General features: G+C 70.7%; 25 protein-coding genes and 1 pseudogene. 10 read left to right on the top strand and 16 right to left on the bottom strand.

The features are described from left to right. A partial coding sequence (locus AB0C36_RS12040; RefSeq protein WP_358352709.1) for a hemolysin III family protein occupies positions 1-237 on the top strand: 237 nt, incomplete at its 5' end. A 433-nt stretch (positions 238-670) separates the two neighbouring features. On the opposite strand, the gene AB0C36_RS12035 is transcribed toward AB0C36_RS12040, so the two are convergent. Further along, positions 671-1,276, bottom strand: a complete 606-nt coding sequence (locus AB0C36_RS12035) for a TetR/AcrR family transcriptional regulator (protein ID WP_358352707.1) — start codon at positions 1,274-1,276, stop codon at positions 671-673. Positions 1,277-1,370: 94 nt separating this feature from the next. On the opposite strand from AB0C36_RS12035, the gene AB0C36_RS12030 reads away from it, so the two are divergent. Further along, the gene (locus AB0C36_RS12030) at positions 1,371-2,573 is read left to right on the top strand and encodes an MFS transporter (protein WP_358352705.1); all 1,203 of its coding nucleotides are present in this window, start codon (positions 1,371-1,373) and stop codon (positions 2,571-2,573) included. A 50-nt stretch (positions 2,574-2,623) separates the two neighbouring features. Beyond that, positions 2,624-2,968: an NIPSNAP family protein gene (locus tag AB0C36_RS12025; RefSeq protein WP_435839029.1), complete on the top strand. Its 345-nt coding sequence runs from the start codon at positions 2,624-2,626 to the stop codon at positions 2,966-2,968. A gap of 105 nt (positions 2,969-3,073) precedes the next feature. Here AB0C36_RS12025 and lysA read toward each other — a convergent pair whose 3' ends face one another. Then, positions 3,074-4,360 carry a diaminopimelate decarboxylase gene (gene lysA, locus AB0C36_RS12020; protein WP_358352701.1) on the bottom strand — a complete coding sequence of 429 codons (1,287 nt, stop codon included), beginning with the start codon at positions 4,358-4,360 and terminating at the stop codon, positions 3,074-3,076. 138 nt (positions 4,361-4,498) lie between these two features. Here lysA and AB0C36_RS12015 point away from each other — a divergent pair, with 138 nt between their 5' ends. Continuing rightward, positions 4,499-6,115, top strand: a complete 1,617-nt coding sequence (locus AB0C36_RS12015) for a helix-turn-helix domain-containing protein (protein ID WP_358352699.1) — start codon at positions 4,499-4,501, stop codon at positions 6,113-6,115. Here the strand turns inward: AB0C36_RS12015 and AB0C36_RS12010 are convergent. From AB0C36_RS12010 to AB0C36_RS11995, 4 genes are all read right to left on the bottom strand, one after another. Next, positions 6,100-7,680 carry a serine hydrolase domain-containing protein gene (locus tag AB0C36_RS12010; protein ID WP_358352697.1) on the bottom strand — a complete coding sequence of 527 codons (1,581 nt, stop codon included), beginning with the start codon at positions 7,678-7,680 and terminating at the stop codon, positions 6,100-6,102. The two genes, AB0C36_RS12015 and AB0C36_RS12010, sit on opposite strands and share 16 nt — an antisense overlap. Next, positions 7,680-9,173 (bottom strand): APC family permease, encoded by a 1,494-nt coding sequence (locus AB0C36_RS12005; RefSeq protein WP_358352695.1) that lies wholly within the window; start codon positions 9,171-9,173, stop codon positions 7,680-7,682. Before AB0C36_RS12005 ends, AB0C36_RS12010 begins: the two co-directional genes overlap by 1 nt. 432 nt (positions 9,174-9,605) lie before the next feature. Next, positions 9,606-10,367, bottom strand: coding sequence for an isocitrate lyase/PEP mutase family protein (locus AB0C36_RS12000; RefSeq protein ID WP_358352693.1), 762 nt, complete (start codon positions 10,365-10,367; stop codon positions 9,606-9,608). 114 nt (positions 10,368-10,481) lie between these two features. Next, entirely contained in the window at positions 10,482-10,919 is a 438-nt protein-coding gene (locus AB0C36_RS11995) for a hypothetical protein (RefSeq protein ID WP_358352691.1), read from the bottom strand. A gap of 57 nt (positions 10,920-10,976) precedes the next feature. Here AB0C36_RS11995 and AB0C36_RS11990 point away from each other — a divergent pair, with 57 nt between their 5' ends. After that, a complete protein-coding gene (locus AB0C36_RS11990; protein WP_358352690.1) occupies positions 10,977-11,312 on the top strand; it encodes a hypothetical protein in 336 nt (111 codons plus the stop codon). 430 nt (positions 11,313-11,742) lie between these two features. Here AB0C36_RS11990 and AB0C36_RS11985 read toward each other — a convergent pair whose 3' ends face one another. Then, positions 11,743-12,660 carry a LysR family transcriptional regulator gene (locus AB0C36_RS11985; RefSeq protein ID WP_358352688.1) on the bottom strand — a complete coding sequence of 306 codons (918 nt, stop codon included), beginning with the start codon at positions 12,658-12,660 and terminating at the stop codon, positions 11,743-11,745. Positions 12,661-12,745: 85 nt separating this feature from the next. On the opposite strand from AB0C36_RS11985, the gene AB0C36_RS11980 reads away from it, so the two are divergent. Further along, positions 12,746-14,206, top strand: coding sequence for an MFS transporter (locus AB0C36_RS11980; RefSeq protein WP_358352686.1), 1,461 nt, complete (start codon positions 12,746-12,748; stop codon positions 14,204-14,206). A gap of 36 nt (positions 14,207-14,242) precedes the next feature. Here AB0C36_RS11980 and AB0C36_RS11975 read toward each other — a convergent pair. Continuing rightward, positions 14,243-14,980: pseudogene (locus AB0C36_RS11975) on the bottom strand (IS110 family transposase); the annotation flags it as partial. A 134-nt stretch (positions 14,981-15,114) separates the two neighbouring features. Then, positions 15,115-15,876: a class I SAM-dependent methyltransferase gene (locus tag AB0C36_RS11970; protein WP_358352714.1), complete on the bottom strand. Its 762-nt coding sequence runs from the start codon at positions 15,874-15,876 to the stop codon at positions 15,115-15,117. A 309-nt stretch (positions 15,877-16,185) separates the two neighbouring features. Between AB0C36_RS11970 and AB0C36_RS11965 the strand changes: the two genes are divergently transcribed. Both AB0C36_RS11965 and AB0C36_RS11960 read left to right on the top strand, forming a co-directional pair. Beyond that, positions 16,186-16,938, top strand: a complete 753-nt coding sequence (locus AB0C36_RS11965; protein ID WP_358352684.1) for a hypothetical protein — start codon at positions 16,186-16,188, stop codon at positions 16,936-16,938. Positions 16,939-17,157: 219 nt separating this feature from the next. Next, positions 17,158-17,763, top strand: coding sequence for a dihydrofolate reductase family protein (locus tag AB0C36_RS11960; protein ID WP_358352683.1), 606 nt, complete (start codon positions 17,158-17,160; stop codon positions 17,761-17,763). A gap of 587 nt (positions 17,764-18,350) precedes the next feature. Here the strand turns inward: AB0C36_RS11960 and AB0C36_RS11955 are convergent. Beyond that, positions 18,351-18,755: an ATP-binding protein gene (locus AB0C36_RS11955; RefSeq protein WP_358352681.1), complete on the bottom strand. Its 405-nt coding sequence runs from the start codon at positions 18,753-18,755 to the stop codon at positions 18,351-18,353. 411 nt (positions 18,756-19,166) lie between these two features. Between AB0C36_RS11955 and AB0C36_RS11950 the strand changes: the two genes are divergently transcribed. Beyond that, positions 19,167-19,649 carry an Asp23/Gls24 family envelope stress response protein gene (locus AB0C36_RS11950; RefSeq protein ID WP_358352679.1) on the top strand — a complete coding sequence of 161 codons (483 nt, stop codon included), beginning with the start codon at positions 19,167-19,169 and terminating at the stop codon, positions 19,647-19,649. 396 nt (positions 19,650-20,045) lie between these two features. Here the strand turns inward: AB0C36_RS11950 and AB0C36_RS11945 are convergent, their stop codons facing one another. The 6 genes from AB0C36_RS11945 to AB0C36_RS11920 form a co-directional block, all read right to left on the bottom strand. Continuing rightward, positions 20,046-20,237: a hypothetical protein gene (locus AB0C36_RS11945; protein WP_358352677.1), complete on the bottom strand. Its 192-nt coding sequence runs from the start codon at positions 20,235-20,237 to the stop codon at positions 20,046-20,048. A gap of 164 nt (positions 20,238-20,401) precedes the next feature. Next, the gene (gene ppk2, locus AB0C36_RS11940) at positions 20,402-21,373 is read right to left on the bottom strand and encodes a polyphosphate kinase 2 (protein ID WP_358352675.1); all 972 of its coding nucleotides are present in this window, start codon (positions 21,371-21,373) and stop codon (positions 20,402-20,404) included. Positions 21,374-21,486: 113 nt separating this feature from the next. Continuing rightward, a complete protein-coding gene (locus tag AB0C36_RS11935; RefSeq protein ID WP_358352673.1) occupies positions 21,487-22,053 on the bottom strand; it encodes a GNAT family N-acetyltransferase in 567 nt (188 codons plus the stop codon). A gap of 435 nt (positions 22,054-22,488) precedes the next feature. Continuing rightward, positions 22,489-23,316 (bottom strand): hypothetical protein, encoded by an 828-nt coding sequence (locus tag AB0C36_RS11930; protein ID WP_358352672.1) that lies wholly within the window; start codon positions 23,314-23,316, stop codon positions 22,489-22,491. 308 nt (positions 23,317-23,624) lie between these two features. Beyond that, positions 23,625-24,431 carry a hypothetical protein gene (locus tag AB0C36_RS11925; RefSeq protein WP_358352671.1) on the bottom strand — a complete coding sequence of 269 codons (807 nt, stop codon included), beginning with the start codon at positions 24,429-24,431 and terminating at the stop codon, positions 23,625-23,627. A gap of 352 nt (positions 24,432-24,783) precedes the next feature. Beyond that, positions 24,784-25,074, bottom strand: a complete 291-nt coding sequence (locus AB0C36_RS11920) for a low affinity iron permease family protein (protein WP_358352713.1) — start codon at positions 25,072-25,074, stop codon at positions 24,784-24,786. On the opposite strand from AB0C36_RS11920, the gene AB0C36_RS11915 reads away from it, so the two are divergent. Beyond that, positions 25,010-25,162, top strand: a complete 153-nt coding sequence (locus tag AB0C36_RS11915; protein WP_358352715.1) for a hypothetical protein — start codon at positions 25,010-25,012, stop codon at positions 25,160-25,162. The two genes, AB0C36_RS11920 and AB0C36_RS11915, sit on opposite strands and share 65 nt — an antisense overlap. Positions 25,163-25,841 lie beyond the last annotated feature (679 nt).

Below are 25,841 nucleotides of genomic sequence, written 5' to 3'. Positions count from 1 at the left end.
ATCGCCTTGGGGTGGGTGGCTGTCTTCTACCTGCCGGACTTCGCGCGCACCGGCGGTACCGCGGTCGTCGTTCTCGTCATTGCGGGCGGCCTGTTCTACACGGCGGGCGCCGTGGTCTACGGGCTTCAGCGTCCCGACCCGTCGCCGTCGTGGTTCGGCTTCCACGAGGTCTTCCACTCCTTCACCATCGCCGGCTTCACCGCGCACTACACGGCCATCCTCCTGGCAGCCCCATGACCGGTGTCCGGACATGCGCCATGGCACGACGCGCGGGGGCCGAATCGTCGTTCCTCAGCCGGTAGCGGGCATTTCCCCGGCGGAAACGAACAGGCGGTCATCTCCACGGTGGTGGGGTTCCTGGCCGGACGCCACAGGCGCCCCGCCCCGGGCGCGAACAGGAACCATGCGGTGAGCCTCCCCGGCGTAAGCACGCCGGCCAACGCCTCTCCGGCACTCTCTCGCGCGGCGACCGCAGCGTTTCCCGCGTTCAAGGGCCTCGCGGCACAATCCGCGGCCGGCGTCCTCGCGGAGCCAACAGCGCTGACCCTTGCTCGGCATCGCGGCGAGGACTCATCGAGTACGAGGTTCAGACCACCGGGGCGGAGGCGGGGCGAAACCGTCACCACAACTGCGGCACCATCCGTGGCGCGGACGCTGCCGCGGCGACGGGTCAGCAAGATGCCGCGGGAGCGGGTCCCAGAGTCCGGATCGCGAAATCGATGGCGGTGGTCAGATGCTCGAGGTCGTGGCCTGCTCGTTCGCGTACCCGCAGACCGAGAACCGTGGTGAACAACAGCTCGGCGGCGGCGTCGGTGTCGAGGTCGCCGGACAACTCGCCATGGTCGCGGCCCTCGGCCAGGAGCGAGCGCAACGCCTGGCGCGTGACCTCGAACGCGGCCTCGGTCCGCTGCTGGACCTTCTCGTCCGTGGTGCCCAGTTCGGTGGCGGTGTTGACCACGAAGCAGCCGCGACCTGACTCGCCGTCGGCCGGGCAGGTGACCAGCCACAGCAGCCATTCCCGCAGCACCTCCCGGACCGGACGGTCCGTCGCGTCCAGCCGGCGGCGGGCCTCAAGGGACTCGGTGGCCCGGTAGCGGTCGAGTGCGCGCACGAAGAGCGTGTGCTTGTCGGTGAACGTCCGGTACAGGCTGCTGGGTGTGAGCTTCAGCTCGTCGCCCAGGTCGCGCACCGAGGTGGCGTGGTAGCCGCGTCGCCAGAACAGATGGGTCGCCGAGGTGACCGCGTTCTCCTCGTCGAACTGTCGGGGGCGTGCCATGGATTCACCCTACCCAACTTGTGGAGCGTTCGCTCCCATATTAGTGTCACCGCATACGGGAGCGATCGCTCCCGAATTGCTGGAGGAGGCTTCGTTGACGACCGCAGAACAGACCCCTGCCCGGACACAGGAACCAGGGCTGCCGGGCAAGAGCCGCTGGTCGGCGGTCTCCGTGGTGACCCTGGGCACCTTCCTCCTGGTGACCGCCGAGCAGTTGCCGATCGGTCTGCTGACGTCCGTGGGGTCCGCGCTGTCGGTCTCCGAGGGGACGGCGGCCCTGATGGTGACGGTGCCCAGCATCGTCGCCGGGTTCGCGGCACCGCTGGTCCCGATGATCGTCGGGTCGCTGGACCGCCGCGTCCTGCTCCTCGGGCTGATGGCTCTGATGACCGTCGCGAACCTGGGATCCGCCCTGGCGCCGAACTTCGCGGTGCTGGTGGGCTCCCGCGTGCTGGTCGGCATAGCCGTCGGCGGCTTCTGGGCGGTCGCCGCCGGCCTGGCGGTCCGGCTCGTCGTGCCTGCGGACGTGCCCCGCGCCACCGCGGTCATCTTCGGCGGTGTCGGAGCCGCGAACGTGTTCGGCGTCCCGCTCGGCACCCTGGTCGGCGACCTCACCGGGTGGCGGGTTGCCTTCTCCGCGCTGAGCGCCCTGGCTCTGGTCACCCTGATCGCCCTGGTGGCCGTGCTGCCGAGGCTGGTCGCCTCCCAGGCCATCCGCCCCAAGCTGCTGATGGAGCAATTCCGCAATCCAGGCGTACGCGTCGGGATCATCGCAACTGTGCTCTTGGTGTTCGGGCACTTCGCCGCCTACACGTTCGTGAGCCCGGCGCTGCAGAAGCTGTCGGGGATCGACGAGCGCTACGTCGGTCCGCTGCTGTTCGGATTCGGCGCGGCCGGCATGATCGGCAACTTCGTCGCCGGCTCGGCCCTGTCCCGCCGGGTGCACCGCAGCGTGCTCACCATCGCGGCAGCCATGACGGTCGCGATGCCGCTCTTCGTGCTGCTGGGCCAGACCATGGTCGGTGGTGCCGTCTTGCTGATCGTCTGGGGTCTGGCCTTCGGGGGTGTGTCCGTGGGCCTCCAGACCTGGATGATCAAGGCCGCCCCGCAGTCTGTCGAAGCGGCTTCCTCGCTGTGGGTGGCGGTGTTCAACCTGTCCATCGGCTTCGGCGCGTTGGTCGGCGGCATCATTGTCGACATGCTCACCCTCCAGGGCGTGCTCTGGCTTGGCGGCGCCTGCGCCTTGCTCGCCGCCCTGGCCATCTGGACCGCCCGCGACAACGACGCCGTACGCTGACCGAGTTGCCCGCACGGAGCCAGCGAGGCGGAACAGTGATCACTTGCGTTGTGGACTACACCATCGATGCCGCCAAGATCGAAGCGTTCGAGCGGTTCGCCCGCTCGTGGATGGACCTGGTCGGTCGCCACGGCGGAACACACCATGGCTACTTCCTCCCCGGGGAAGGGGCCAGCGACCGCGCGCCGGCGCTCTTCAGCTTTCCCAGCCTGGCTGCGTACGAGCGGTATCGTGCCCGGTTCGGGGTGGATCCGGACTTCGTCGAGGCGGACCGAATCCGTGACGACAGCGGATGCGTCCTTCGCTACGAGCGGACGTTCATGCGGCCTCTGCTGCCCGACGACCTGTCCGACAATCCCTCGGACAGAGACGGGCGTCCGAACGCGGCAGATTGACCCGCTGCGCGGGTGGCCGGGCTCCGGATCCGGCAGAATCACCGTGCCCGCCCGGTCGGCGCCTCTTTGCGGGAACCACCCCCGATCGGACCTCTGCAACAACGTTCAGGGGAGGTCCCGGCGCATCAGGTCGGCGTACGTTTCGCGGCGCACCACGGCGCGGTGCGCGCCGCCGCGGACGAAGACCACCGGCGGGCGCCGCGCGCCGTTGTAGTTGTTGCTCAGCGCGTAGGTGTAGGCGCCGGTGACCGGTACGGCGATCAGGTCCCCGACGCGCGGGTCCGCCAGCGGGACTCCGGCGCTGAGGGTGTCGCCGGACTCGCAGTGCCGGCCCACCACGTGGCACAGCTCGCCCTCGCCGGTCGGGCGGTCGGCGAGGGCGGCCTCGAAGCGCTGCTGGTAGAGGGAGACTTCGAGGTTGTCGCCCATGCCGCCGTCGACGGCGACGAAAGTGCGGCCTTCGCTGCGCTTGACGGAGACGACCCGGTACAACGAGACGGCGGACTCGGCGACCATCGAGCGGCCCGGTTCGATGAGGATGCGGGCGTCGGCGGGCAGCAGGCGCCGGGCGACGTCGGTGACGGCGTCGAGGTACGCCTCCACCGTGGGCGGTCGGTCGGCGTAGGTATAGCGGGAGCCGAGGCCGCCGCCCAGGTCGTAGACGGCGAACTCGCCCAGTTCGGCGACCGCTTCGACGGCCTGGACAAAGGGTGCGAGGTCCAGAATCTGTGACCCGATGTGTACGTGGACACCGTCCAGCCGCAGCCGGTCGCTGCCGCGCAGTCGCGCGATCGCCACCCGGGCCTGCGCCAGGGACAGACCGAACTTGGAACCGTTTTGGCCGGTGGACACGGCCGCGTGGGTGTCGGGGCGAATACCCGGTGTGAGCCGGACCAGTACTCCTTGCTCCGCCGTGGTGCCGGCGAGGAGCTTCTCCAGCCGGTCGATGTCGTCGAAGTTGTCGACGACTACCGTCCCGGCGCCGGCCTCCACGGCGAGGCGCAACTCCTCGTCGGTCTTGGCGTTGCCGTGCATGATCAGGCCGGCCGGGTCTGCGCCTGCGGTGAGGGCGATGGCCAGTTCGCCGCCGCCGGCCACGTCGATGCCGATGCCCTCCTCCGCGAGCAGCCGGATGACGGCGGTGCAGGGGAATGCCTTGGAGGCGAAGGCGACGCGGGAGTTCGGCCAACGGGCGGCCAGGCCGTCGGCGTACCGGCGGGCCCGGGCGCGTACCGACGTCTCGTCGAGGACCAGCGCGGGGGTGCCGTGGGACTCGGCGAGTTGGGCCGCCGGTACGCCGCCGATCACCAGCCCGCCGCTCCCGTCCCGGGTGGTCCCGGGCGGGAACAGCCCCAGCAGTTCCCGCTCTGCCTGCGTCTGCGTCGCTGCCATCCGCGCTCCATGTGCCTGTGATCCGTTCTGCTCTCGTGCCATGCTCGCGCTTCCACCGCTCCGGATCATCGTTGACATCGTCAATACGGGTCTCCCAGACTTGACGCCCACAACAGTCGTTCGCGTCGGGAGTGCACCATGCGGAAGTCCGGCGCTCGGGGGAACCAGCCAGTCCGCCAGCTCGTCGACAACATCGGTCCGGCGCTGCTGCGCCTGGTCCAGGAGGGGACCGGAAGCGGCGGTCCGCTCACCGACGTCGCCATCCACGCCCCGGGTGCGCCGACCCGGTTCGGACCCGGATGCGTCGTCCTGGGGGTCGGCGTGACCACGGAGGCCGAGATGCGCGAGCTGACCGCGGCCATGCGGCAGGCCGGCGCGGAGGTGCTGGCGGTGAAGGCCCCGGTGCCGCCGTCCGCCGACGACACGCCGGCGATCATCGAGGTCAACGAGGACGCGTCCTGGATGCACGTGGCGACGACCGTGCGCGAGCAGCTGCTCGCGGACGCGAGGACGCGCGTACGCTCGGCCGACAGCGGCGCGGAGCTGTTCGCGCTGGCGAACGCGGTCTACGAAGCCGTCGGCGCCCCGGTCACCATCGAGGACCGCTTCTCCGCGCTGGTCGCCTGGTCGCAGGGGCAGGACGGAACCGACTCCGAGCGGATCGAGACCATCCTGGGGCGGGCCGTGCATCAGCGGACGCTCGCCGAACAGCGCGAGCGCCAGGAGTTCGAGCGGCTCCACGCCAGCACCGAACCGGTGTACATGGAGGCGACCGGGCCGGATCAGTTGGCGAGGGTCGCGATCGCGGTCCGCGCCGGGTCGGACGTCCTCGGCTACATCTGGGCCGCCGTCGCCGGGCCGCTCGGCGAGGCCGCCACGGCTCGGCTGCGCGAATTCGCGCCCGTGGTCGCACTGCAACTCGTGGGCCTGCGTACGGAGACCAGCTATGCCCGCCGCCAGCGCAGCGAGCTGGCCGCCGCGGTACTCGGCGGGGCGGCCGACCCGGTGGAGGCGAGCCGGCTGCAGCTGGGCCCCGGTCCGGTCTGCGTCCTGGCCGCGGCCCCGCGGCTGGCCGGGAGCACGGGCTCCGACGCGCTGGACGCCGCCGGGCTGCGCCGGTTCGCGGACACGTTGGAGTACTTCTTGGCGGCCGTGCACCCTCGTTCAGCCCTGGTGGCGGGCACCGGAGTGGTGTACGTGCTGGCTGCCTGGCCGGTGGAACACGCCACGCCCCTGGAGTCGGCCGCCGCCTTGGCCCGCGACTTCCTCACGCGGACCCCCCTGGCCGGTGACTACGTGGTCGCCGTCGGCGGCCCGGCCGAATCGACGGGCCGGATCGCCGACGTGCGGGCGCAGGCGGATGCCGCGTTGCGGGCGCTGCGGCATCCGGCCGTCCGCGGACCGGCCGTGCGCACCGTCGGGGACATGGCGCTGGCGGTGCTGCTGCTGCACCTCGCCGATGCGACCGAGGCGCTCGGCCTGCCGGACGCCGGCGGCGCGCTGCAACGGTTGCGTCAGGAGGAGGGCCAGGACGGTCCGCTGGCGGCGACCCTGGCTGCGTATCTCGCCGCCGCGGGAGCCACCGACATCGCGGCGGAAGCCCTGCACATCCACCCCAACACGATGCGCTATCGGCTGCGCCGTATCCGCGAGGTCTCCGGGCTGGACTTCGCCGATGCCGACGCCATGCTGCTCGCGCACCTCCAACTCCGGGTGCGCGAGCTGCGGACGGGCGCCGCTCAAGGCGCGGGTTGATCCCGGAACGAGCGTGTGTAGCGGCACCCGTCCAGGTCGACCCAAAGCACCGCGCCGTCCAGGACGGGCCCGCACGTCAGGCGCTCCGGTAGGCGGGGGTCGGCTCCGATGCGGAACGTCCCGTCGTCGAGCGGGACGAGTTCGGGTTCGTCGCAGGGCGCTTCCACACCGGTCGCGGCGATCATGTGCAGCCGTCCGGCCCGCTGCACGACGCTGAAACCGGGATACCAGGGGGTGTAGCTCCGGTAGCGGCCTTCGAGCGCATGCGGTGCGGAACTCGGCGCGGAAGGGTCGGGGCCCAGCGACTCGGGTCCGTAGAGCCAGCGTTCGTCCCACGAGTGGTGGTAGGCGGACCATCCCGGGTGATCGCACACCAGCCGTCCGTCCCCCGTGTCGTACAGCCTGCCGGTCATCCCCTCCGAGGTGAGTGAAAGACGCCCGTCCCCCGCGGACTCGACGCAGATCCGACGCGGCCCAGTTCCGTGGATCCCGACGTACCGCCGGGCGTCGGGAACTCGCTCCGGGTCGAACAGCGCCGGGTCGGCCGGGGCTCCCTGCACGACAGCGAGCACGTGGCGGGCGAAGCGGTCGACGATCTGGCACTCACCGGGTGCATTCGTCAGCACCGCGACACCGTGCCCGCCGTCGATGTCGGCGGCGAGGTGCGAGCGGTATCCGACCATCCCGCCGGCGTGTGTCACCCAGGTGCGGCCGTCGATCGTTTCCACGTCCACGCCGCACGCGTAGCCGGAATCGGCCGTGTCGGCCGGCACCGTGAGGAGCTCGCGGAAACGCTCCGGCCCGATGGCCGTGATGCCGTCCAGGGTGCCCCGGCCCAGTAGCATGCGCGCGAACAGGCCCAGGTCGGACGCCGTTGCCAGTACGTTCCCGTCGGCCGACGAATACTCGAAGAAGCCGGCCGGCGCGAGTGGAGCCGACGGCAGCGGCGGGCGGTCGTCGCGCAGGAACCGGTACCCGGTGGCGAGTTCGGCGGTGTCCTCGTGCATGATCCGCGCCGCCGAGTCGCGCATGCCCAGGGGCCGCAGCAGCCGTTCGGCCATGGCGTCCGCCAGCGATTGCCCCGTCACCTGCTCGACGATCAACCCCAGCAGGTTGTAGCCCTCGTTGGAGTAGTGGAACAACTCACCCGGTTCGGCCCAGGTCGGCGCATCGCGCAGCGCGTAGCCCCGTGCGGCCGCATCGGGCAGCGCGTCGGCGCCGGCCACCAGGCCAGAGGTGTGCTGCAGGAGGTGCCGGACGGTGATCGCGCGGGAGCCGCCGTTCGGGGCGAACCATGGCAGGTGGTCGGCGACCGCCGCATCGAGGTCGATCTTCCCCTCGTCCGCCAGTACGCCGAACAGGAAGGCGGTGAAGGTCTTGCTGACGGAACCGATCTCGAAGCGCGTGCGACGCGTAACCGGCGTCTTGGCCTCCGCGTTGGCGAACCCTGCGGTGACGAAAGCCGATTCGCCGGCCCCGTCGACGACGCTGATCGCGATTCCCGGCACCGGCCACCGGGCCCGCAACTGCTCGGCAAGTCCCGAGAGCACCCGTTGCACGTCCATCAGCCGTCCGCCTTCCGCGCACCGAATCCCGCGAAGCGGTCCGGACCCAGCTCGATCCGGGAGGAGTCGATCTCGGCGTCCGGCCGGTCGCCTTTGACGAACCGCCGGCACAGCGGGTACAGCAGCACGGCCAGCAGCGCCACCGCGACACTCGTACCGAACGTCGCGCGTTCGTCGACCGCCGTACTCCATGCCAGGTACACGATCATCGACGTGGGCAGCAGGACGACCAGGACCGCGCCGGGCCAGCCGCCGGGGACCCGAACCGGCCGGACCATCTGCGGATACCTCCAGCGCAGGACCAGGAAGGCCGCGAACTCCAGGAGGATGGCGGCCAGGGTGAGCAGCACCGTGGCCCGCAGGATCGAGCTGAAGTCGACCGCGGCGAGCACGATGACGACGGTGGTGCTCGCCATCAGCGCACCCACCGGCGTGTGGAACCGCCTGCTGTCCCGGGCCATCCAGCGCGGCAGGTACGCGTCCGCGGCGAGTGCCCGCGGGACCCGGGTGCTCGTCAGCAGGATTGCCATGAACAGCCCGACCAGGGAGAGCGCCGACCCCACGGAGATCAGCACCTTCAGCCAGACTCCGCCCAGCTCCTCGCCGACCACGACGAAGTCGCCCGCGACCCAGTCGGCGGGCGAACCCCGGTGCAGCCCGCTGCCGATGGCGGCGATGGTGGGCAGGAGGTAGGCGGCGATGATCAGCGGAACCGCGATGAGCAGGGCCCGGGTGTACGTCCGGTGCGCGTCGGCGACCTCGCCCAGCACGGTGCTCGGGCCGTCGAAGCCGAGGTAGAGCCACACGATCACGCTGAGCGCGCCGGCCACCGAGGAGTGGACGCTTTGGTCCGGCACCACGAAGGGCGAGAACACATTGATCCCGTTGGCGACCGCATGCCAGATGCCGAGGACCGTCAGCACCGCGAACGGGGCGAGGATCGCCACCATCATCCCGATCGAGTACTCGCTCACCGCCTTGGAACCGCGGTAGTTCAGGTACGCCATCGGGAGGATGAGCGCGACGGTGACGATCCAGTGCAGGTCCACGACGAATCCGCCATGGAACAGGTCGACGACCACCAGGCCTTCTCCGCGGGCGATGTCCGGAACCCACGTGGCCAGGTAGTCCACCAGCAGGATCGGGTAGAGGGCGAGGTTGAGCACCGACCCGATCGAACTCCAGGCGCCGAACACGAATGCCGCACCTCTCCCGAGCGCGATCTTCGTCCAGTGGTAGTAGCCGCCGTCGACCGGTATCGCGGCACTCAACTCCGCTGCCACCAGGGCGTTAGGCACACCGAAGACCACCGGTATCAGGACGATCATCAACAGGGTCAGGCCCGGCCCGGCACTGGAGAGCGAGTTTTCGAGCCCGAACGGGCCTCCGGACACCGTGAAGAAGAAGATCCCGACCAGAGGCAGCACGCCGAGCGTACGTCTGCCCGCCCCGGGCGCCGACCGCGTGGACTCCGACGTGATCAGTTCGCTCATCCTTGGGCTCCGCTCTCCATTCGCGCCTGGTCGGCAAAACGTATGGGGCGGTACCGGGGCCGTCCTCGTCGCGGACGTCAAAGCTGCGGGCCGCCAGTTGACGCTGCCACCAACGCCGGGCTGATCCGCGTGGGACACGGCGAAGCCCCGGGCGACGAGGTCACCCGGAACTGCCGACACGGCTGGGCGTCGGAGAGGGCAAGGCTGCGCGGCGCGGCGGCTCGAAGTGCCGCATAGCGGCGGGCGAGTTCGTTCGGCGACCAGGACGCGTAGGTGACGAGACGAGCGCGGGCGGCGAGAAGGTCAACTGTCAGGCTTCGCCGGCCTGACGCGGCGGGGTGCCCATCGACCGCCCAGCGGCGGGCGGGACGATGGGCACCCCTCAGGAGCTTCGGACGTCCGCCTACGGCGTGCCCGCGCTCGGTCAGCGCTTCAGGGGGCCCACGGCCCGAGCATCTCCTTGATCGCGTCGGTCGCCGCCATCTGAAGCAGCGGGCCGTACGTGATCCGGCCGACGCCGAGGCGGCGGAAGCGCTCGAGATCGTGCTTGACGGGGTGGGCCGTGGAGTTCACCGGCACGCCGACGGCGTCGACCACAGCCGTGAGCAGTTCGTCGTTGTCCTGGATACGCACCGGGTAGACGCTGTCGGCGCCGGCCTGCGCCATGGCGCGCAGCCGTTCGATCGCCTCATCGAGGACGCCGGCGGGGTCCTGCGTGTGGATGAAGAGGTCGGTGCGTCCGTTGATCCAGACCGGGATCCCCGCATCGTCGGCCGCCGCGCGCAGGCCGGCGATATAACTCGCGTGCTCCTGCGTGCTGCGTACGCGTCCGCCTTCCGAGTGGACGGTGTCCTCGACGTTGAGGCCGACGCCACCAACCTCGGTGAGTCCGGCGACGAGGTCCGCGGGCTGCTGCCCGTACCCGGCCTCGAGGTCCACGGACACCGGGATGTCCACGGCCGCGATGATCGGCCTGACAGCGGCGAGCACTTCCTCGAAAGTCTGCCCCTCCTGGTCCTCGGCGCCTCGGGAGTCGGCGAGCGGATGACTGCCGATCGTCAGCGCGGCGAATCCGGCGGCGGCCGCAGTCCGCGCGGACCACACGTCCCAGACGGTCGGCAGTACGAGCGGCTGGTACTGGGCGTGCAGTTGCTTGAGGCGTCGAGCCCGCTCGACGGTGGTGCGAATGTCCATGCCGAGGACGCTACCTCCCGATCACCTCCGGCACGTCCTCATCGGCCCTGCCGGCTCCCGTTGCTAGATCCGATCAGCGCGCCCTTCCGGCTTCGCCGTCGGACCGCTGCTCCATCACGTGACGGGTGGGAAGGTCTTGGTGTAGGCAGGGCGGCGTACGTCGGTTCCCCCTTCGGCGGTTCCCTCGGCGTTGATGGCTTCGACCAGTGCCGGGTTGGCGCCGCCGCGCGCTTGGAACGCGTACCAGCCGGTGCCGAACTCGACGTCGGTGAGGATCAGTCCGGAGGTCACCGGGAAGCTGATGCCGATCGCGTACTGGCCGAAGATGCATGAGGTCAGTCGCGGGGTCGGTGCGCCGTCCGCGATGTAGACGTCGCACTCCGGCGGGTCGGCTCCCGGGATGGAGCACTCCTTGAACCTGGTCTTGGTCGCCACGAATGCGCCGGCGGACCAGACCGCGCCCTCGCAGTAGGCGAACAACGTCCGGTGCAGTGTCGCGGACGCTCCACCCGCGACGAAGACGGCGCTGCCCCGCGGGCGATCGGGCCGCATTCCGCCGCAGCTCCCGATCAATACTCCTTCTGCGTCCAACTCACAGCCCGGACCGATGTGGATCGCCGACCCCAGGTCCGCGGCGCCACCCCCCAGCTCGGTCCCACGGAGCCGCAGGCGGCCGCGACGTACGCGCAGGAGACCGAAGCGCACCGGATTCACCGCGTTTCGTTCTGCGTTGAATATGTCCCGCTCGATGCTGCCGCCCTCAAGCGTGAGTTGGCCGTCGATCGGTGGCAAGGGCGCCGCAAGGGTGAAACCGGCGCGCTGGGGCATGCGTACGACCGTCTCGTGCCCGTGCCCCACGCGAGCGAACGCGGCCCGCAACCCATCGACGTCGCCGGCCTCGAGTTCGATCACTTCGACACGTCCCACGGCATCCCCCGCCATTGATCCGACTCCGGCGAGAGTATTGCGTTGCCGGGGCGGGAGTTGCGAGAGCATCCACAGCGTGTGGTGGCGCAAATCCAACTCGGTCGCCGCATCCGGTCGGGGAACTCCGCCACGTCTCCCGCCCCGCGCCGCCAGCCCACGGCCCCCCGGTGCCGAGCCCGGAGAAGCAGGCAGATGCCGCGAACGGGAAGGGCTGCGCTCCGCGTCGGCGCCGAGCATCGTGACCGCCGCCCATCGGTCGTCTCCATGACCTGGAACACCTGTGTCCGTCGGCGAACTGTTCCTCGACCCAGACCCGGCCGCCGCCCTCTGCTGCGCGGACCGCGTCGCCGACGTACCCGGCCCGACCCCGACCGCCCCGGCGCCCGGGCACGTCGAGTGCGTACGGAAGAGCGAGTCGGGCGCGCCGGGGCGGCCGTCGCAACGCCGCTCAGGCGCCGTTGCCGAGGGCCGACGCCGCGACCGCGTACAGCATCCCGCGCACGTCCGCCCGTACTTCTTCCCCGCGCCGCCAGACCAGACGCAACTGGAGGGGCGGTGCGGGGAGCGCGAGCCGGATCAGGGTCCCGGTGCGCAGGGACTGAGTGACCGCGAATTCGGGCAGGAGGGCGATGCCGACGCCCTGTTCCGCCCAGGCCCGCATGACAGGCACCCCCTCGGCCCGGACGCGTGTAAGTGCCGGGCCCAAGAGCCGGTCGGCGGCCAGGAGGAACGAGCAGTTCGGGACGTTCGTCAGCAGCCGTTCACCGCGTCGGCGAAGGTCCTCGACGGTCAGGACGGCCGCGTCCCGCAGCGGGTGCCCGGGGGCGGCGACCAGCGCCAGCGGCACGGGCTCGACGTCGGCGAACGACAGCGCGTCGGCGGGTGGTGCGAAGCCGAGGCCGCCGAGGGCTTCCCCGGTGTCCAGGACCAGTGCCGCGTCCAGTTCTCCGCCGACCACGTCCGCCATGAGTTCGTCGCGGCTGCGGGACGGGCGCACGTCCACGGCGAGGCCCGGGTCACGGGCGGCGATCCGGGTCAGGACGCTCGGCGCATGCGACGCGGCGATCGTCTCGAGCGCGCCGAGCCGCAGGACATGCCGGGCGTCGGCGACTTCACGGCGGGCCTGTTCGGCCTGGTCGAGCAGGCGCCGCGCCCAACCGGTCAGGGTCTCGCCGGCGGCAGTCAGGCGCATGCCGCGTGCGGTGCGGACGAATACCGGCACGCCCAGCGAACGTTCGAGCGCCCGGATGTGCTCGGACACGGTCGACGGGGCGAGGTCGAGGGCGGCCGCGGCCTCCGTGACCGTACGGTGGCGCACCACGGCCTCGAACGTCGTGAGCTGGCGCAGTTCCATGCTCGATGCCAACCCGCCGTCCGCGTTCGGAAATTCCGAACGGAGCGTGCGGATTCCCCGGTGGAACCCCGGTTGGCCCGGCGGAAGAGTGCCGCACATGACCGAAGTCCCACCCCCTGCCGCCGTGCCCGCACACCCGCGGAACGCCGCTGCCGATCGTCCTGCTGCCGGCCGTTCTGACGCCGACCGTCCCGACGCGGCCGCCGCCGGGCGCCGGGCGAGCCGCCGCCGCTTCCTCAAACTCGTCGGCATCTCGCTCGGCTACTTCATGGTGCTGCTCGACCTCACGGTGCTGTCCGTCGCCGAGCCCGACCTCGCGGCGTCGCTCGGCGCGTCGACGAGCGGCCTGCAATGGGCGACGACCGCGTACACCGTGCTGTTCGCCGCCCTGCTGCTGTCCGCGGGCGCGGTCGCCGACCGGTACGGCGCGCACCGTGTCTTCAAGGCCGGTACCGCCGCGTTCGGTCTGGTCTCGCTGGCCTGCGCCGCAGCGCCCGGCCTGGGCACGCTCATTGCCGCGCGGGCACTCCTCGGGGTGGCGGCGGCTGCCGTCGTACCGGCGTCGCTGGCCCTGGTGGCGCGCCTCTACCCGGATCCGGGCGAGCGCACCCGGGCCGTCGCGGCGTGGGCGGCGATCAGCGGCGCGGCGGTCGCGGCCGGTCCCGTCGCGGGCGGGCTGCTCGTGGAACTCGGCGGCTGGCGCGCCATTTTCGTCGTGAACGCACCGATCGCCGCCGTCGTCCTGCTGACGGTCGTGGGTCCTGCGGTGGTCTGCCCGCGGGGCCGACAGCGGATCGACTGGTGGGCGCAGGGCGCCGCATGCCTTGTGCTCGCCGTGCCGACCGACGCGGTGATCGCCGCGGGCTCGGCGGCCTGGGGCCACGCCGCGGCGTCGGGTGTGCTGACGGTGCCTGCGGTCGCGGTGTTCAGGCGGCTGGAACGCCGCAGTACCGCGCCGGTGCTCGGCGGTGGCCTGCTGCGCAGCCGCGGGGTTCGGGCCGGACTCGGGGTCGGTGCCGCGGTGAACTTCACCCTTGCGGGCGACCTGTTCGTCCTACCGCTGCTGCTCCGGCACGAACACGCGCTCGGTCCGGTCGCCACCGGGCTCGCGTTTCTTCCGCTGACCCTGCCGTTCGTCGCGAACCCGCCGGTGACCGGGCGCATCGTGGCCCGGACCGGCCCGCGCCTGCCCATTCTGGCCGGGATGGCGCTGCTCACCGTGGGCGGGCTCGTCCTCGCCGCCGCGGCCTGGGCCACCTCGCCCTACCCGGTGCTCGCCGGCGGGCTGCTCCTGACCGGTTTCGGCATTTCGTTCGCGCTGCCCGCACTGGTGGCCGCGGTCGTCGCCGCGGCGCCCGAGGGCACCGCGGGATCCGCGGGCGGCGTCCTGAACGCCGCGCGCCAGACCGGCGCGACGCTCGGCGTCGCGGTGATGGGCGCCTTGGCCGGCACCGACCCCACGCCCGGGGGAGCCGCGGCGGCACTGGCATTCGCCGCCGTCGTGTGCGCCGCAGCCGGAGGCACCTTCGCCCGCCGCCCGCCCCGCGCGGCCGCCTGACCACCAGAAGCGCTCACCAGCGCAGACACCGGGTCCGGCCAGGCTCGGGACGATCAGGGCGGCCGCGTCCGTGCCCGGGACGACGACGGTCTGTTCGTCCAGGGCGGTGAAGATGTCCTCGACCAGCCGCTCGGCCATCTGTGGGGCCTTCGGCCGCATCAGCGTGACGAGCCGTCGCCGGCCTGCCTTGCGGATCTGGGTGGGGGAGCCGAACCGCTCCAGCAGAGTGAGGACGGCGGGGTGCTGGATTCGCGGGCCCAGCACGCGTTCAAGGTGCGGGTGGATCTGGGCGAGCAGGCCGCGAAGGCGGTTGCTGACGCGGGTGGCCTCGCCGGCCAGGTCGTCGTCGAAGCCGACGATCATCTGCAGTTCGGCAATAGTCTCGTCGGCGAGTTCGATCGACCGCAGGGTGTTCGGCATCGAGCGGGACGCGTCCGCGATGACGAAGGCGTCGCGGGCGTCGGTCTTGGCCTCGCCGGGATAGAGGTCGGCCATCCGCCGCATCGTCAGGCCTGGGAGATAGGCGACTTCGCAGCCCATGTCGCGGGCGACCGCGATAGGAAGGGCACCGATCGAGGCGGGCTGATCGACCACCACGAGCACGGTGCCGTGCTTGGCCTTGAGTTTGGCGAAGACTTCGCGGAGTTTGGGTTCGCTGTTCGGCAGGCGCTTGTCGAAGGCCTTCTTCCCGGCCGGGGCGACGGCGGTGGCGTGGTGTTCGCTCTCCCCGACGTCCAAGCCGAGGAAGACGCCTATGTCGCCGGTGTCGATCACGTGCGTCCTTCGGTTGTCCCGGCCTGGCCGTCCCGCGGCACCGATCGCCACATCCACATTACGAAGAGCCTTCCGACCTGCGGACAGGTCGGTGGTCATGCCCCTAATCAGCGGTCTGTCGATGCGTCCGGCGTTCAGGCTGCGGCGCGGAAGACGTACGCCGTCATCGGGGCGGTGACCGGCCCCGGGCCCAGACGGGCTGTCATCTCCTCGACGACGGTGGCCTTGACGGCCGGTCCGCCGCCGCGTTCCTCGACAGCCATGCGCACCGGGGTCCCGGTGAGGTACCCGATGGCAAGGTCGGCGGTCGACGCGGCCTGGCCCTGAAGCGTCAGCTCCTGCTCGTCCTCGACGGTGAAGCCGGCGGCGGCCAGATCGGCGGCCACGACAGACGGGTCGGAGTAGCCGTGCGGAACCGTCGCGAAGAACCGCGGCGGGTCGGCCGGGAAGGCCCGCTCCAGCCCGGCCTGTAGCGCGACTTCGAAGGAGTGCGTCCCGAGCGGACCCCAGGTGTTGAACAGGAACCGGCCGCCCGGGGCCAACACCCGGTGCACCTCGGTGAATGCCTCGATGCGGTCGGGAAAGAACATCACGCCGAACTGGCAGACCACCAGGTCGAAGCCGCCGTCCGGGAACGGCAGCCGCTGTGCGTCGGCCTGCCGCCACACCGCGTCCGGGGCCCGGTCCGAGCCGAAAGCGACCATGGCCTCGTTCAGGTCGGTGGCCGTCACCTCGGCCCAGGGGGCCGCTGCGAGCAAGCTCGACGTCAACACGCCGGTCCCCGCGGCAAGTTCGAGGACCCGCCCAGGGCGGAGTGCCGCCGCCCGGGCGGTCAGGTCCTCGGCGAAGGGCCGGAAGACCACCGGCACGAGGTACTGCTCGTAGGCCGCCGGCATGGACTCGGACCACCGCCGGTCGGCATTGGTTCGTGTCACCCTCGTGACGGTAGCGCCGCGTCAGGGCGCATGTTCTGAGACACGACCGTGAGGTCTCACCTCGTCGTCGACAACGGCAGGTACGCGCGCCCGGTCTCGATGCTGCCGCTTTCTGCGCCGTTCGGGTGGACCCGGTCGCCGGACCGTGGAGTTGCGTCGTGTGCGGGCGTTACGACTACCGGGACCAACCGGATGGCCGGTCCGGTGGACTCGGACAGGATACGGAACCCCGGCCAGGCAGCCCGGCAGAAGGAACGAGAACCGCCAACCGTGATCGAGTACAGCAGCGTCCAACTCGTGGACGTCCCCAGCCGGCAAACCGGCCACCGTGTCATCGTCCCCCCGGTCATCGGCACGCTCGGCAGCGACGCGTACCGCAGCGACTTCGAGAACCTCGCCTCGCTGCCCGAGGGCGCGGTCTTCATGATGGGGGACAACCCGGCGCTGCCCCGGATGCCCGAACGCCCCACGCTCGCGGACTTCTACCGCCTTCGCCTGGACCCGTTCGCGGTCCGGCACATGCTCCACAGCGCGCACCGCGCCCGCGAACTGGGCATGGGCGACACGGTCGTGCTCACCTGCCTGCTCCACGACCTGGGCGTCGGCGGGCTCCTGCGCGCGCACCACGGCCACTGGGGTGCCCAGATGGTCGAGCCGTACGTCGACGCCGAGGTCGCCTGGGCCATCCGCCACCACGAGGTCCTGCGGTTCTTTCCCGACGAAGCCGCAGGCTACGAGTATCCCGAGGCCTACCTGCGATTCTTCGGGCCCTCGTACACGCCCCCGGCCTACCTGCACGACATCTACGCCAAGGCGCGCAGCCACCCCTGGTACCCCACCGCGCGGCTGGTCACCGTGAACGACGTCTACACCTTCGACGGGGCCGCCCCGCGGCTGGACATCGGCGACTTCGAAGACGTCATCGGCCGCCACTTCCACCAACCCGCCGAAGGCCTCGGCTTCGACAACAGCCCCGCCGCCCACATGTGGCGCACACTCATCTGGCCCAACAACTTCCTGTGAGGGCACGGGTTGAACCGCCGAACCCTCCCGGGTACGCGCGGACGCGGCCCGGAACTCCTGACCACGACCCGGTGCCGGCGGCGCTGGTGGGGGCGTTGCCGAGTCCGGTTCGTTCGTATTGAAGCGTGCCGGGTTTTTCTCACCGCACCTCGGCGCTGCCGATGAGTTTGGCGCTCCTGACCGGTCCAAGCTGGTGACACTCTAGGAAAGGACGCCGCCATGTCGGAGCTTCTCGTCGACTTCATCACCTCCCTCGACGGCTACGCATCGGGAGAGGGGTGGCCCGGGTTCTGGGGCCTTGAGGGCCCGGAGTACCTCGCATGGCTCGGTGAGCAGCCGGAGGTCACCTACCTGATGGGAGCCAACACCTACCGCCTGATGTCGGGCTTCGCCGCGGGCGAGGTCCCGGATGGCCAAGACGACTTCAGGCCCGAAGAAGAGGCATCCGTGGACGAGCTCACGCAGGCGTCCAAGGTGGTCTTCTCCTCCTCACTCGAGGAGCCGCTGACGTGGGCCAACTCCACGCTCGTCCGCGACGACGCCGTCGAGGCGGTCCGCGCCCTGAAGTCGAATGGCTCGGGGCTCCTCAGCACGATCGGCAGCCTCAGCCTGTCCCGGTCACTGCTGCGCGCCGGACTCGTCGACCGCTTCCGGGTCGTGATGTTCCCGGTGATCACCGGGGCCACGGGCGAGGAACGCATCTACGACGGCTATCCGGACGTTGCCCTCGAGATGATCGACCACCGCACCTTCGACGGCCGCATCCAGTTGGTCGAGTACAAGCCCCGCGTGCTCGACCACCCGCCGCTCGCCGTACCTGCGTGATGCGCTCGCCCGTCCGCCGGCCTGGACCCTGCCAGGCCGGCGCCGTCGGGTGCGCAGCAGGACCTCGTAGGGACGAACAGCCAACGTCAGGACGCCCGGTCCGGCGGCAGCTGTCGGCGCGGTCGCCGACAGCCTGGGCGGCCCCCCGCGACGGCGCCGTTCGGCCGGTTCGACGACGCGGGTGTGATCAGTTCGACGAACCGACCGGCCGCCACCCCTACCCGACCTGTGGCTTCAACTCCACGCCGACGACCTGGACGCGGCGACGATCGCCATGGCCGACATCGGCATCCATCCGTGTGACGAGGTCGAACCCCTGACCGACCTCGATACCAGGGCCCATTGGATCAGGAACTCCGCCGGCGTCGTCCACCTGCTCGCCGAGTCCGGGGCGGCCACCCAGGGCGGGAGCGGGGCAGGCGCCTGACCGACGGACGGGGCGGCGCCTGACGCACGGATCATCCCGGCCGTAGCCCGGGGGCAGGGGTGAACGCCGTTGGTTTGCAAGGTGTTTGCCGGAGACGCGACGCGCGCGCGTGGGTTCGGCTACCGGGTTGTGGCGGTCGGGTCCACGGGTGGTGGCGTGTTCATGCGGCGCGGGGCTGGGTGAGGTCGAGTACGGCGGTGACGCGTTTGCCTGCCGCGGCGCGGCGTACGTCGAGTGCGCGGCACAGCGCCACGACGATTTCGAGGCCGTGCTGCCCGGGCCGCAACGGGTCGGTGCCGTGCGGTCGCGGCAGGTGCGGGCTGGTGTCCTCGACCGTGACGTGCACCGCTTCTGCGGTGCGGGTCAGGGTCAGGTGGCTGGGACCGGGGGCGTACTTGCGCGCGTTGGTCACCAACTCGCTGACGACCAGTTGCGCCGCCTCCTCGGCGTGGCGGGAGACCGTACCCGGGAACACCGTCGCGGTGCGGGCCAAGAACTCCCGCGTCGCCGCCCGCGCGCGGGCGATCCGGTCGTCGTCGCACGGGTACGTCGCACTCACCGCCACCGGCCGTCTTGCCTGTGCTACGGCTGCCCCTGCCCGGGTGACTGTGCTTGTTCCTGGACGGGTTCCGCTGCGCATCGTGTCCATGTCCGCGCACCACCTCGCGTTGTTCCCCGCGCCACCGCCTGGTGCCGTCGCCGTACTGCGCCCGCGCTGTGTCCTGCGGTGTCGTGCGGGTGCCGGGCGAAGGCTGCCGGTCGCATGGCCTGCCGTGGCGCTCCTTGCTGTGGTCTGTCCTGTTCTGACCTGTCCGTGTCCCGCCCTCTACCCGGCAGCCGGTAGGCGAACACACCCAATTCGCGTGCATGTGCCGTCGACAGCAGGGCAGGGAATGGATCGACAGCACCAGCGGCCCTGCCCGGTGGCGGCCGAAAAGGGTCGCGGCCGGAGCGGCGAGGAAAGGCAGGCACGGCGATGGCGGACACGAACACCGGCACGCAACCCGCGCGGGAGACAGCTGCGGTGGCAGTGCCGTCGCAGACGGCGGCCGTTGTACCCGGGGAGCCACTCGCGGCCGCGGCGTACCGGGGCCGTACCGCCATCGCGGACGGCGTCGTCGCCAAGATCGCCGGTCTCGCGGCCCGGGGCACGCCCGGCGTGTACGCGCTGGGACGCGGGACCGCCCGCGCGCTGGGCGCCGTGCGTGAGCGCATCCCCGGCGCGAAGGCCAACATCGCGCAGGGCGTCAGCGTCGAGGTCGGCGAGAAGCAGTGCGCCGTCGACTTGGCCCTGGTGGTCGACTACGGCGTCGCCATCGCCGAACTCGCCGAGCGCGTACGCCTCAACGTCATCGAGGGCCTTGAGGATATGACCGGCTTGGAGGTCGTCGAGGTCAACATCGCCGTCGACGACATCCACATCGCCGGCGACGACAACCACGACCGCCGCGTCGAATAGCGCCCCGGGCCCGCCCGCCTCACCAGGCCGACTCCTACCCAACGGTTCCCGCGCGGGGTCGGCGCGGCCGTCGTGGACGGCGCTGGTTCCGTTCCGGTAAACCGTGGCGCGGCGGGCGGGCGGCTGCCGGGGACCCTGCGGGTTGTTCGCCCCCGCCACCGGGGCGCGCGATCCTTGCGGACGCCGCCGCGAGTTGCTGCGCCGCAAGAGACCGCCCGACTCGTCACCTCAGGACTCGTCACCTCCGGCCCGCGCCGCAATCGCGGGTCTCTACAGCGCCCGGTCGCGGGGGAGGGTGGAGACCAGGGCTGTCGTGGCGGGGAGACCGTGCGGGGAGCCCGCAACGGGAGCTGGCGGCGGGGCACTACCGTCGGCGAGACGTTCGTTTGTGCTCTTTTAGCCGCCGGTGCTGACTGCGGTGGTAGTGGCAGAGGAGCCCGCGCCGTCGGAGAGTCGCCAGTGCTGGCTCAGGTCGCTGGTCTTGTGGACGGTGATGCCCCCGAAGCGGCGCAGGGTGTCGGCGGGTGCGGCCGGGGCGAGGGCGGACGCCGCGATGGCGGAGAGGACCGCGAGCGTGCGCTTCCTCATGATCGGCTAACGCCCAGGGTGGCGAGAGAGGTGCGCGTCCCCCGGCAATTTCATGATCGGCTAATGCCCAGGGTGGCGAGCGAGATGCGCGGCCCCCGGCAATTCGACGCCGCGCCATGGAAACACGGGGACGGAGCCGGTCTCCGCCGCGGTGGTCGGCGGCGTCATGCGCTCGACGTGTCCGGGTGCTGGCCGGGGCCGGGGCTTGAGGTGGTGGGCGCGAGCGGGGTGGGGGAGAGGTCCGTGGTCTCTTCGCCCGCTTCGAGCAGTGTTTCGGCGGCGCCCACGATGAGGGGGTCGGGCTTGCCGACGACGGCGGTGTCCTTGCTGGTGTAGTCGCACTGGGCGAGGAGGCTGCGCATGGCCTCCAGGCGGGCGCGGCGTTTGTCGTTGCTCTTGACCACGGTCCAGGGCGCCTGCTCGGTGTCGGTGGCGCGGAACATCTCGACCTTTGCGCGGGTGTATTCGTCCCAGCGGTCGAGGGACGCCAGGTCGGTGGGGGAGAGCTTCCACCGCCGGACCGGGTCCACCTGGCGGATGGCGAAGCGCGTGCGTTGCTCGGCCCGGGAGACGGAGAACCAGAACTTCACCAGCACGATGCCGTCCTCGACCAGCATCCGCTCGAACACCGGGCACTGGCGCAGGAACAGTTCGTGCTCCTGCGGCGTGCAGAAGCCCATCACGCGCTCCACGCCGGCGCGGTTGTACCAGGAGCGGTCGAAGAAGACGATCTCGCCGGTGGACGGGAGGTGGTTGACATAGCGCTGGAAGTACCACTGGCCGGCTTCCCGCTCGGTGGGCTTGTCCAGAGCCACCACGCGGGCGCCACGCGGGTTGAGCCGTTCGGTGAACCGCTGGATCGTGCCGCCTTTCCCCGCCGCGTCGCGGCCCTCGCACACCACGACCAGGCGCTGACCGGTGTCCTTGACCCAGCGCTGGAGCTTGAGCAGTTCGATCTGGAGCATCCGCTTGTGGCGTTCGTACTCCGCGCGGCGCACCTTTGACCTGTACGGGTAATTCTCGCGCCACGTGCGCAGGGGACGCCCGGCTTCGTCCAGAAGCACAGGCTGCTCCGGCCTGCTGTCGTCGACCGTCAGGCCCTCCAGCAGTTCGGGAGCGTCGTCGCTGTTCGTCACACCACCAGCCCTTCGTCGTACCGGCGGCGTACGCCGATCCCGGCCGATGCCGGATCACTGGGCGGTTACCCAGACCGGCGCCGTCGAATCCGGTCGGCGCGTAGCCGACCCCGTCATCGCGGCAAGGGATTCGCGGACGCGCTGCGTTTGGCCGCGAGGTAGACGGTGTCCACTCCGGGGGCGCGGTCGTCCTGGAGGCGAAGGATGCCGTCGAACCCCAGGTGCCGGAGGAGTTCGAGGTGGCTGTGGTTCGTCGACCAGGTACGCAGCACGACCCACGGGGGCAGGTGTGCCGGAAGGTCGAAGAGTTCGCGGTAGAGGGAGCGTGCGATGCCGTGGCGCCGGTGGCGGCGTCGTATGGCGATGGTGCTCACGTACAGACAGGGACACAAGTCGGCGTACCGGCTGTCGTGGTGGTCGGTGCGGAAGGACAGGAACCCGGCGAGCCGACCCTTGTGCCAGGTCATGAAGAGGTCCTGCCGGAGCATTTCCTTCAGGTACCTGTCGGAGACGGGCGTGCCGGGGCTCTGCTCGCGCAACTCGGACTGAGTGGTGCCCGCGCGTGAGGTGAGCGGAGGGACGAAGTCGTCGGCGACTTCCGCGAACATCGTTGCCAGCTCGCTCAGTTCCGTGATGGGGATCGTTCCCGGCCGGTACCACCGTGTGCTGATGTCGCTCACACCACTCCTTCGTCGGGGTGGCGCACCGGCCGACCCGCTCGGGACCGCCGGTCGACGAACATCCGTGGGCGCGGCGTACCCAAGCGTGCCAGGACCGACCGGTCGCATCCGTGCCGTAGCGCCGTCCACGCCTTCATCAGACCCTGGTCGACGAGGCGGGCATCGCGGCACGGCGCATTCGCGACGTTCACCGGCAACTCCGCGCCCGGATGCGCACCTCCGGCCGCCGCACAGATCGACATCAAGTGCCGTCTGTCCGCATGCCGGGGAACGGCGAGGGGACGGTGGCCGCACGGGTGACTGCCGAGGCATTCCGATCGCGGCCGCGCCTGGGGTACAGCAATTGCAGCGGCGCTGCTGGCGTCTGGCCGCCAACCGGCGGGCACGCCCGGGCAATTGGCCACACAACACCGACCAGGCAGGTCACTTCTCCGCTCAGCCGTTCCAGGTGTGGGAGTCGATGTGGCGGGCGGGCACCCTCTCCAGATCGCCGTACACCTGTTCCGAGCCCTCGTCGGGTGCCTGGCCGTCCGCCCGGGCGACTTCGATGACCACCAGGTAGTGCCCGGAGGTGATGGTGCCGGCCCACGTGCGGGTCTGCTCGGAGAACCGCACACCGGAGTCCGACGGCGGCTGGATGAACGACACGTACACGTCGTTGCGGCCGGGAGCCAACAGGCGATCCGCCAGTGATCGGGCCGCGGCCTCGTCGGTCAGCGAGATGACGGACACCGATCCGACGTACGACTTGGTGACATCGGTCCACAGCGACCGCACGATCCCGATGCAGTCCGCGCCGAACAGATCGCGCAGGCCGCCTTCGGCGGCCTGGCAGTCGCGGGAGTCCTGCGCGATATGCGTGTACGGCCGCCCCTGGATCGTGGTCTCGCCGGTGGCGCCGAACCACCTGGCGGGAGTGAACGGGTCGGTGTCCGATGCCGCAGTGTCCCAGTTGCTGCTTTCGCCCGTCGTCGGCGACCCGCCCCTTGCGGAAGGCGACGTCGCTCCGGACGTCCCCTTCGCCGCCGAAGTCCCTGGTCCGCGAGCCCCGTCGGAAGCGCCGATCGGTCGCTGGTCGCGAGCGGCGGCGTCCTCGTCGCCCGTCGTCACCAGCACCGTCACGAGGACCGTCGCCGCGAGCGCCGCGCCGCCGACGGCCAGCCAGGGACGGCGGTTCGACGAGCCGCCGCGTAGTCCTCCCGAGAAGGGCCTGCCCGGAGGAGGCGGGACGGACGGCGTGGGCGGATCGTAAACCGGAGGCATACGGAGAACCGTACGGGCGTTCAGGCACCCGACCCGCCGGTCCGGGCGACTTCGGTGCGACTCGGTGGCGGCCCACAGCGATACCCGCCCCTTGCGGCCGCATCCGAAGGAACAGCGGTCCTGGTGACGTCGGTTGCCGGGCGGGGCCAGGGCCGAGGCCGGGACGCGAACTGACAGTTCGACCGACGCGGCGTTATTCGGGACGATCCCTTGCCGCCAAAGGCTGCCGCACTGCGCCCGATGGGCACATTGCGTACTCCCAGCAGCGGGAGGACCTTGACGGTCCGCAATTCGCGAGGCCGATCGAATCAGGACTGGCCGGCGCGCATCTTCTCGGCCTGCGCGTCGAGCAGGCGTTTCTCGGGCATCTCCGCTTCGCCGGTCTCCGTGTTCAGATTGACGAAGATCGCCAGCATGTCGCCCACCTGGATGATGGCGTAGTCGGTCGGAACGGACCTGGTGCCCACCCGGGTGCCGAGCTCGATGCCGAGCGTCGTGTCCGCCTTGCTGGTCAAGGCGACCTTCTCGGTCGTGAATTGCACCTTGCTGCCGCCCTTGGCAGCGGGGATCGAGGAGCAGGAGGCGAGCGCGGCAGTCGCGTCGTCCACCAGCTTCTTCGCGCCGCCGTTCGCGTACGACGCGAGCAGAATCACCGAGATGTCGTTCGCGTCGTCGTCGACCAGGTACCGGTTGCCGGTGTGGGCGGTGCTCTTGCCCCGCGTGACACCGCCGGACAACGCCTCCAGGACCGGCTGGCAGGTGGCATCGTCCGCCTGTGCCTCTTCGTCGTTGCCTGAGAAGGGAGCCAGCTTGACGTTCGCGGGCACATCCTCCTGACCAAGGATGATCTGCTTCAACTGAGCTTCGGTCGGAGGCGTTCCCGACGTAGTGCCACCGGTCGGCGACGGCTTGCCGCTTCCGCCTGCCGAAGGCGTGGCGTCCGGCGACGCGGATGCGTCGGGGTCGCCGGGTGCCGCCGTCTGCGCCTTCGTGGCGGACGGGCTGCTGTCGGCGTTCTTGTCGTCGTCACCACTGCACGCCGAGGCGAGCATGAGCAGGGACGTCACGACCGCGACCGGGACAACGGTGCGTCGGAATCTGAGCGGCGTAGCCATGTGGACACCTCGAAGCGCGCGAACACCGAACCACGTGAATGGCCCCGGTGTCATGGGGGGACAGGACGAGTATTCCGTCAGCCCTCATCCGGTCGTCCACCGGCTGCGATCCCCTGCCGGCGTACTCGCGAAGGTGTTGCCCTTGTCGCCGTGCGGGCGCCCGACGTATGGCGCCGCGCTGCGGCTTCCGGATCCGCGCCCTCGTCCCTCGTCCGCGCCGACGGGGCCGTCGAGCTAGCGGCTGGGCGGTCGTCGGGGAGGCGAGCGCCCAGTTCGTGGGCACGACGCGCACGGAACTCGTCCTGCACTGGTCCACGCCCACGTCCGTTCGCGCTGGGACTCGCAGGCGGGGTCAGACTTGCTCCTCGATGCCGATGGCCCTCTTGAGGTCGTCGTGTGCCTGGTGCGTCTTCCCCTCGCGCTGCTCCAAGAGGGCGGCCGCTATCACGTTCAGCTTGAGTTGGATCGCGCGTTCCGCGCGCCGCTCGCTGTTCTTCAGCAAGGCCAGGAGCAGCAGACTGACCACGGTCATCAGGTCCACGACGAAGAGCTTCCAGCCCAGGGACAATCCGATGGCCATGACAGCCACGAAGGAGGCCACCAGCATCAGGCAGAAGGCGAAGAAGGCCGAGGAACTGGCCAGGTTCGAGGCCGATTCGGCGAATCGCGCGAAACGACTCCGCTCGCCGGCGGCTGATTCATCAGCCCATCTCGCCATGACCGCCTCCTGAGAGAAACGGCGGCGGATCGATCAGCCGGGGGTGGCCGCCGGTTCCGCCTGCCGCTGTCGCCCGGTACCAGAGCAAGCCCCGTTCAATCGACCGGGGTTCACCAGGTGAGGAACGGTGCACACGTTTTCGCCAATGGGCGCTGGACGACACACTCGCGCGAAATGCTCGCCCGCGGTGCAGGCCGACCGACACGCGAACGCGCAAGGCATGTGCGTCCGGGGGCAGGCCGCCCTGCACGACCAAACCGAGGGGCGCGGTTTCGGACAACGTTCGATCCAGACCCTGCTGAGGATCGCCGCGTCAAATCGCCGGCCCCCTGCCGACGCAGGACCACCGGCCACGATGAGGGCGCGGGGACGTGGCGCGCGGCTGTCATTTCTCCGTCGGAGTGATCGGGTCGATACCCGTGCCTGCGTACAGCTGCGGTTCAAAGCTGATCAGCGGCCTGCCGGCGGGACGGTCCAGCGTCGGACGGGCCAGGTGCACGCCCGGGTTACTCGTCGGTCCACCTGCGGAACATCTTCGCGACGTCGAGCGGCAGCGCTGCCGGGGACCATTCATCGGATCGGCCACATGCTCATACCGTGCGCGTCGCGGTCGACCTCCTGCTGACTCTGCTCTCGAATGTGACGTCTTCGGCACGGTCAGGCGCTTTGCGTTGTTTTTACAATGCTGTAGA

Source organism: Streptodolium elevatio (genome assembly GCF_040649515.1).
GTDB classification, from domain to species: Bacteria; Actinomycetota; Actinomycetes; order Streptomycetales; family Streptomycetaceae; genus Yinghuangia; species Yinghuangia elevatio.
Note: the sequence above shows the minus strand (reverse complement) of the source record. Positions and strands in the feature narration are given on the sequence as shown.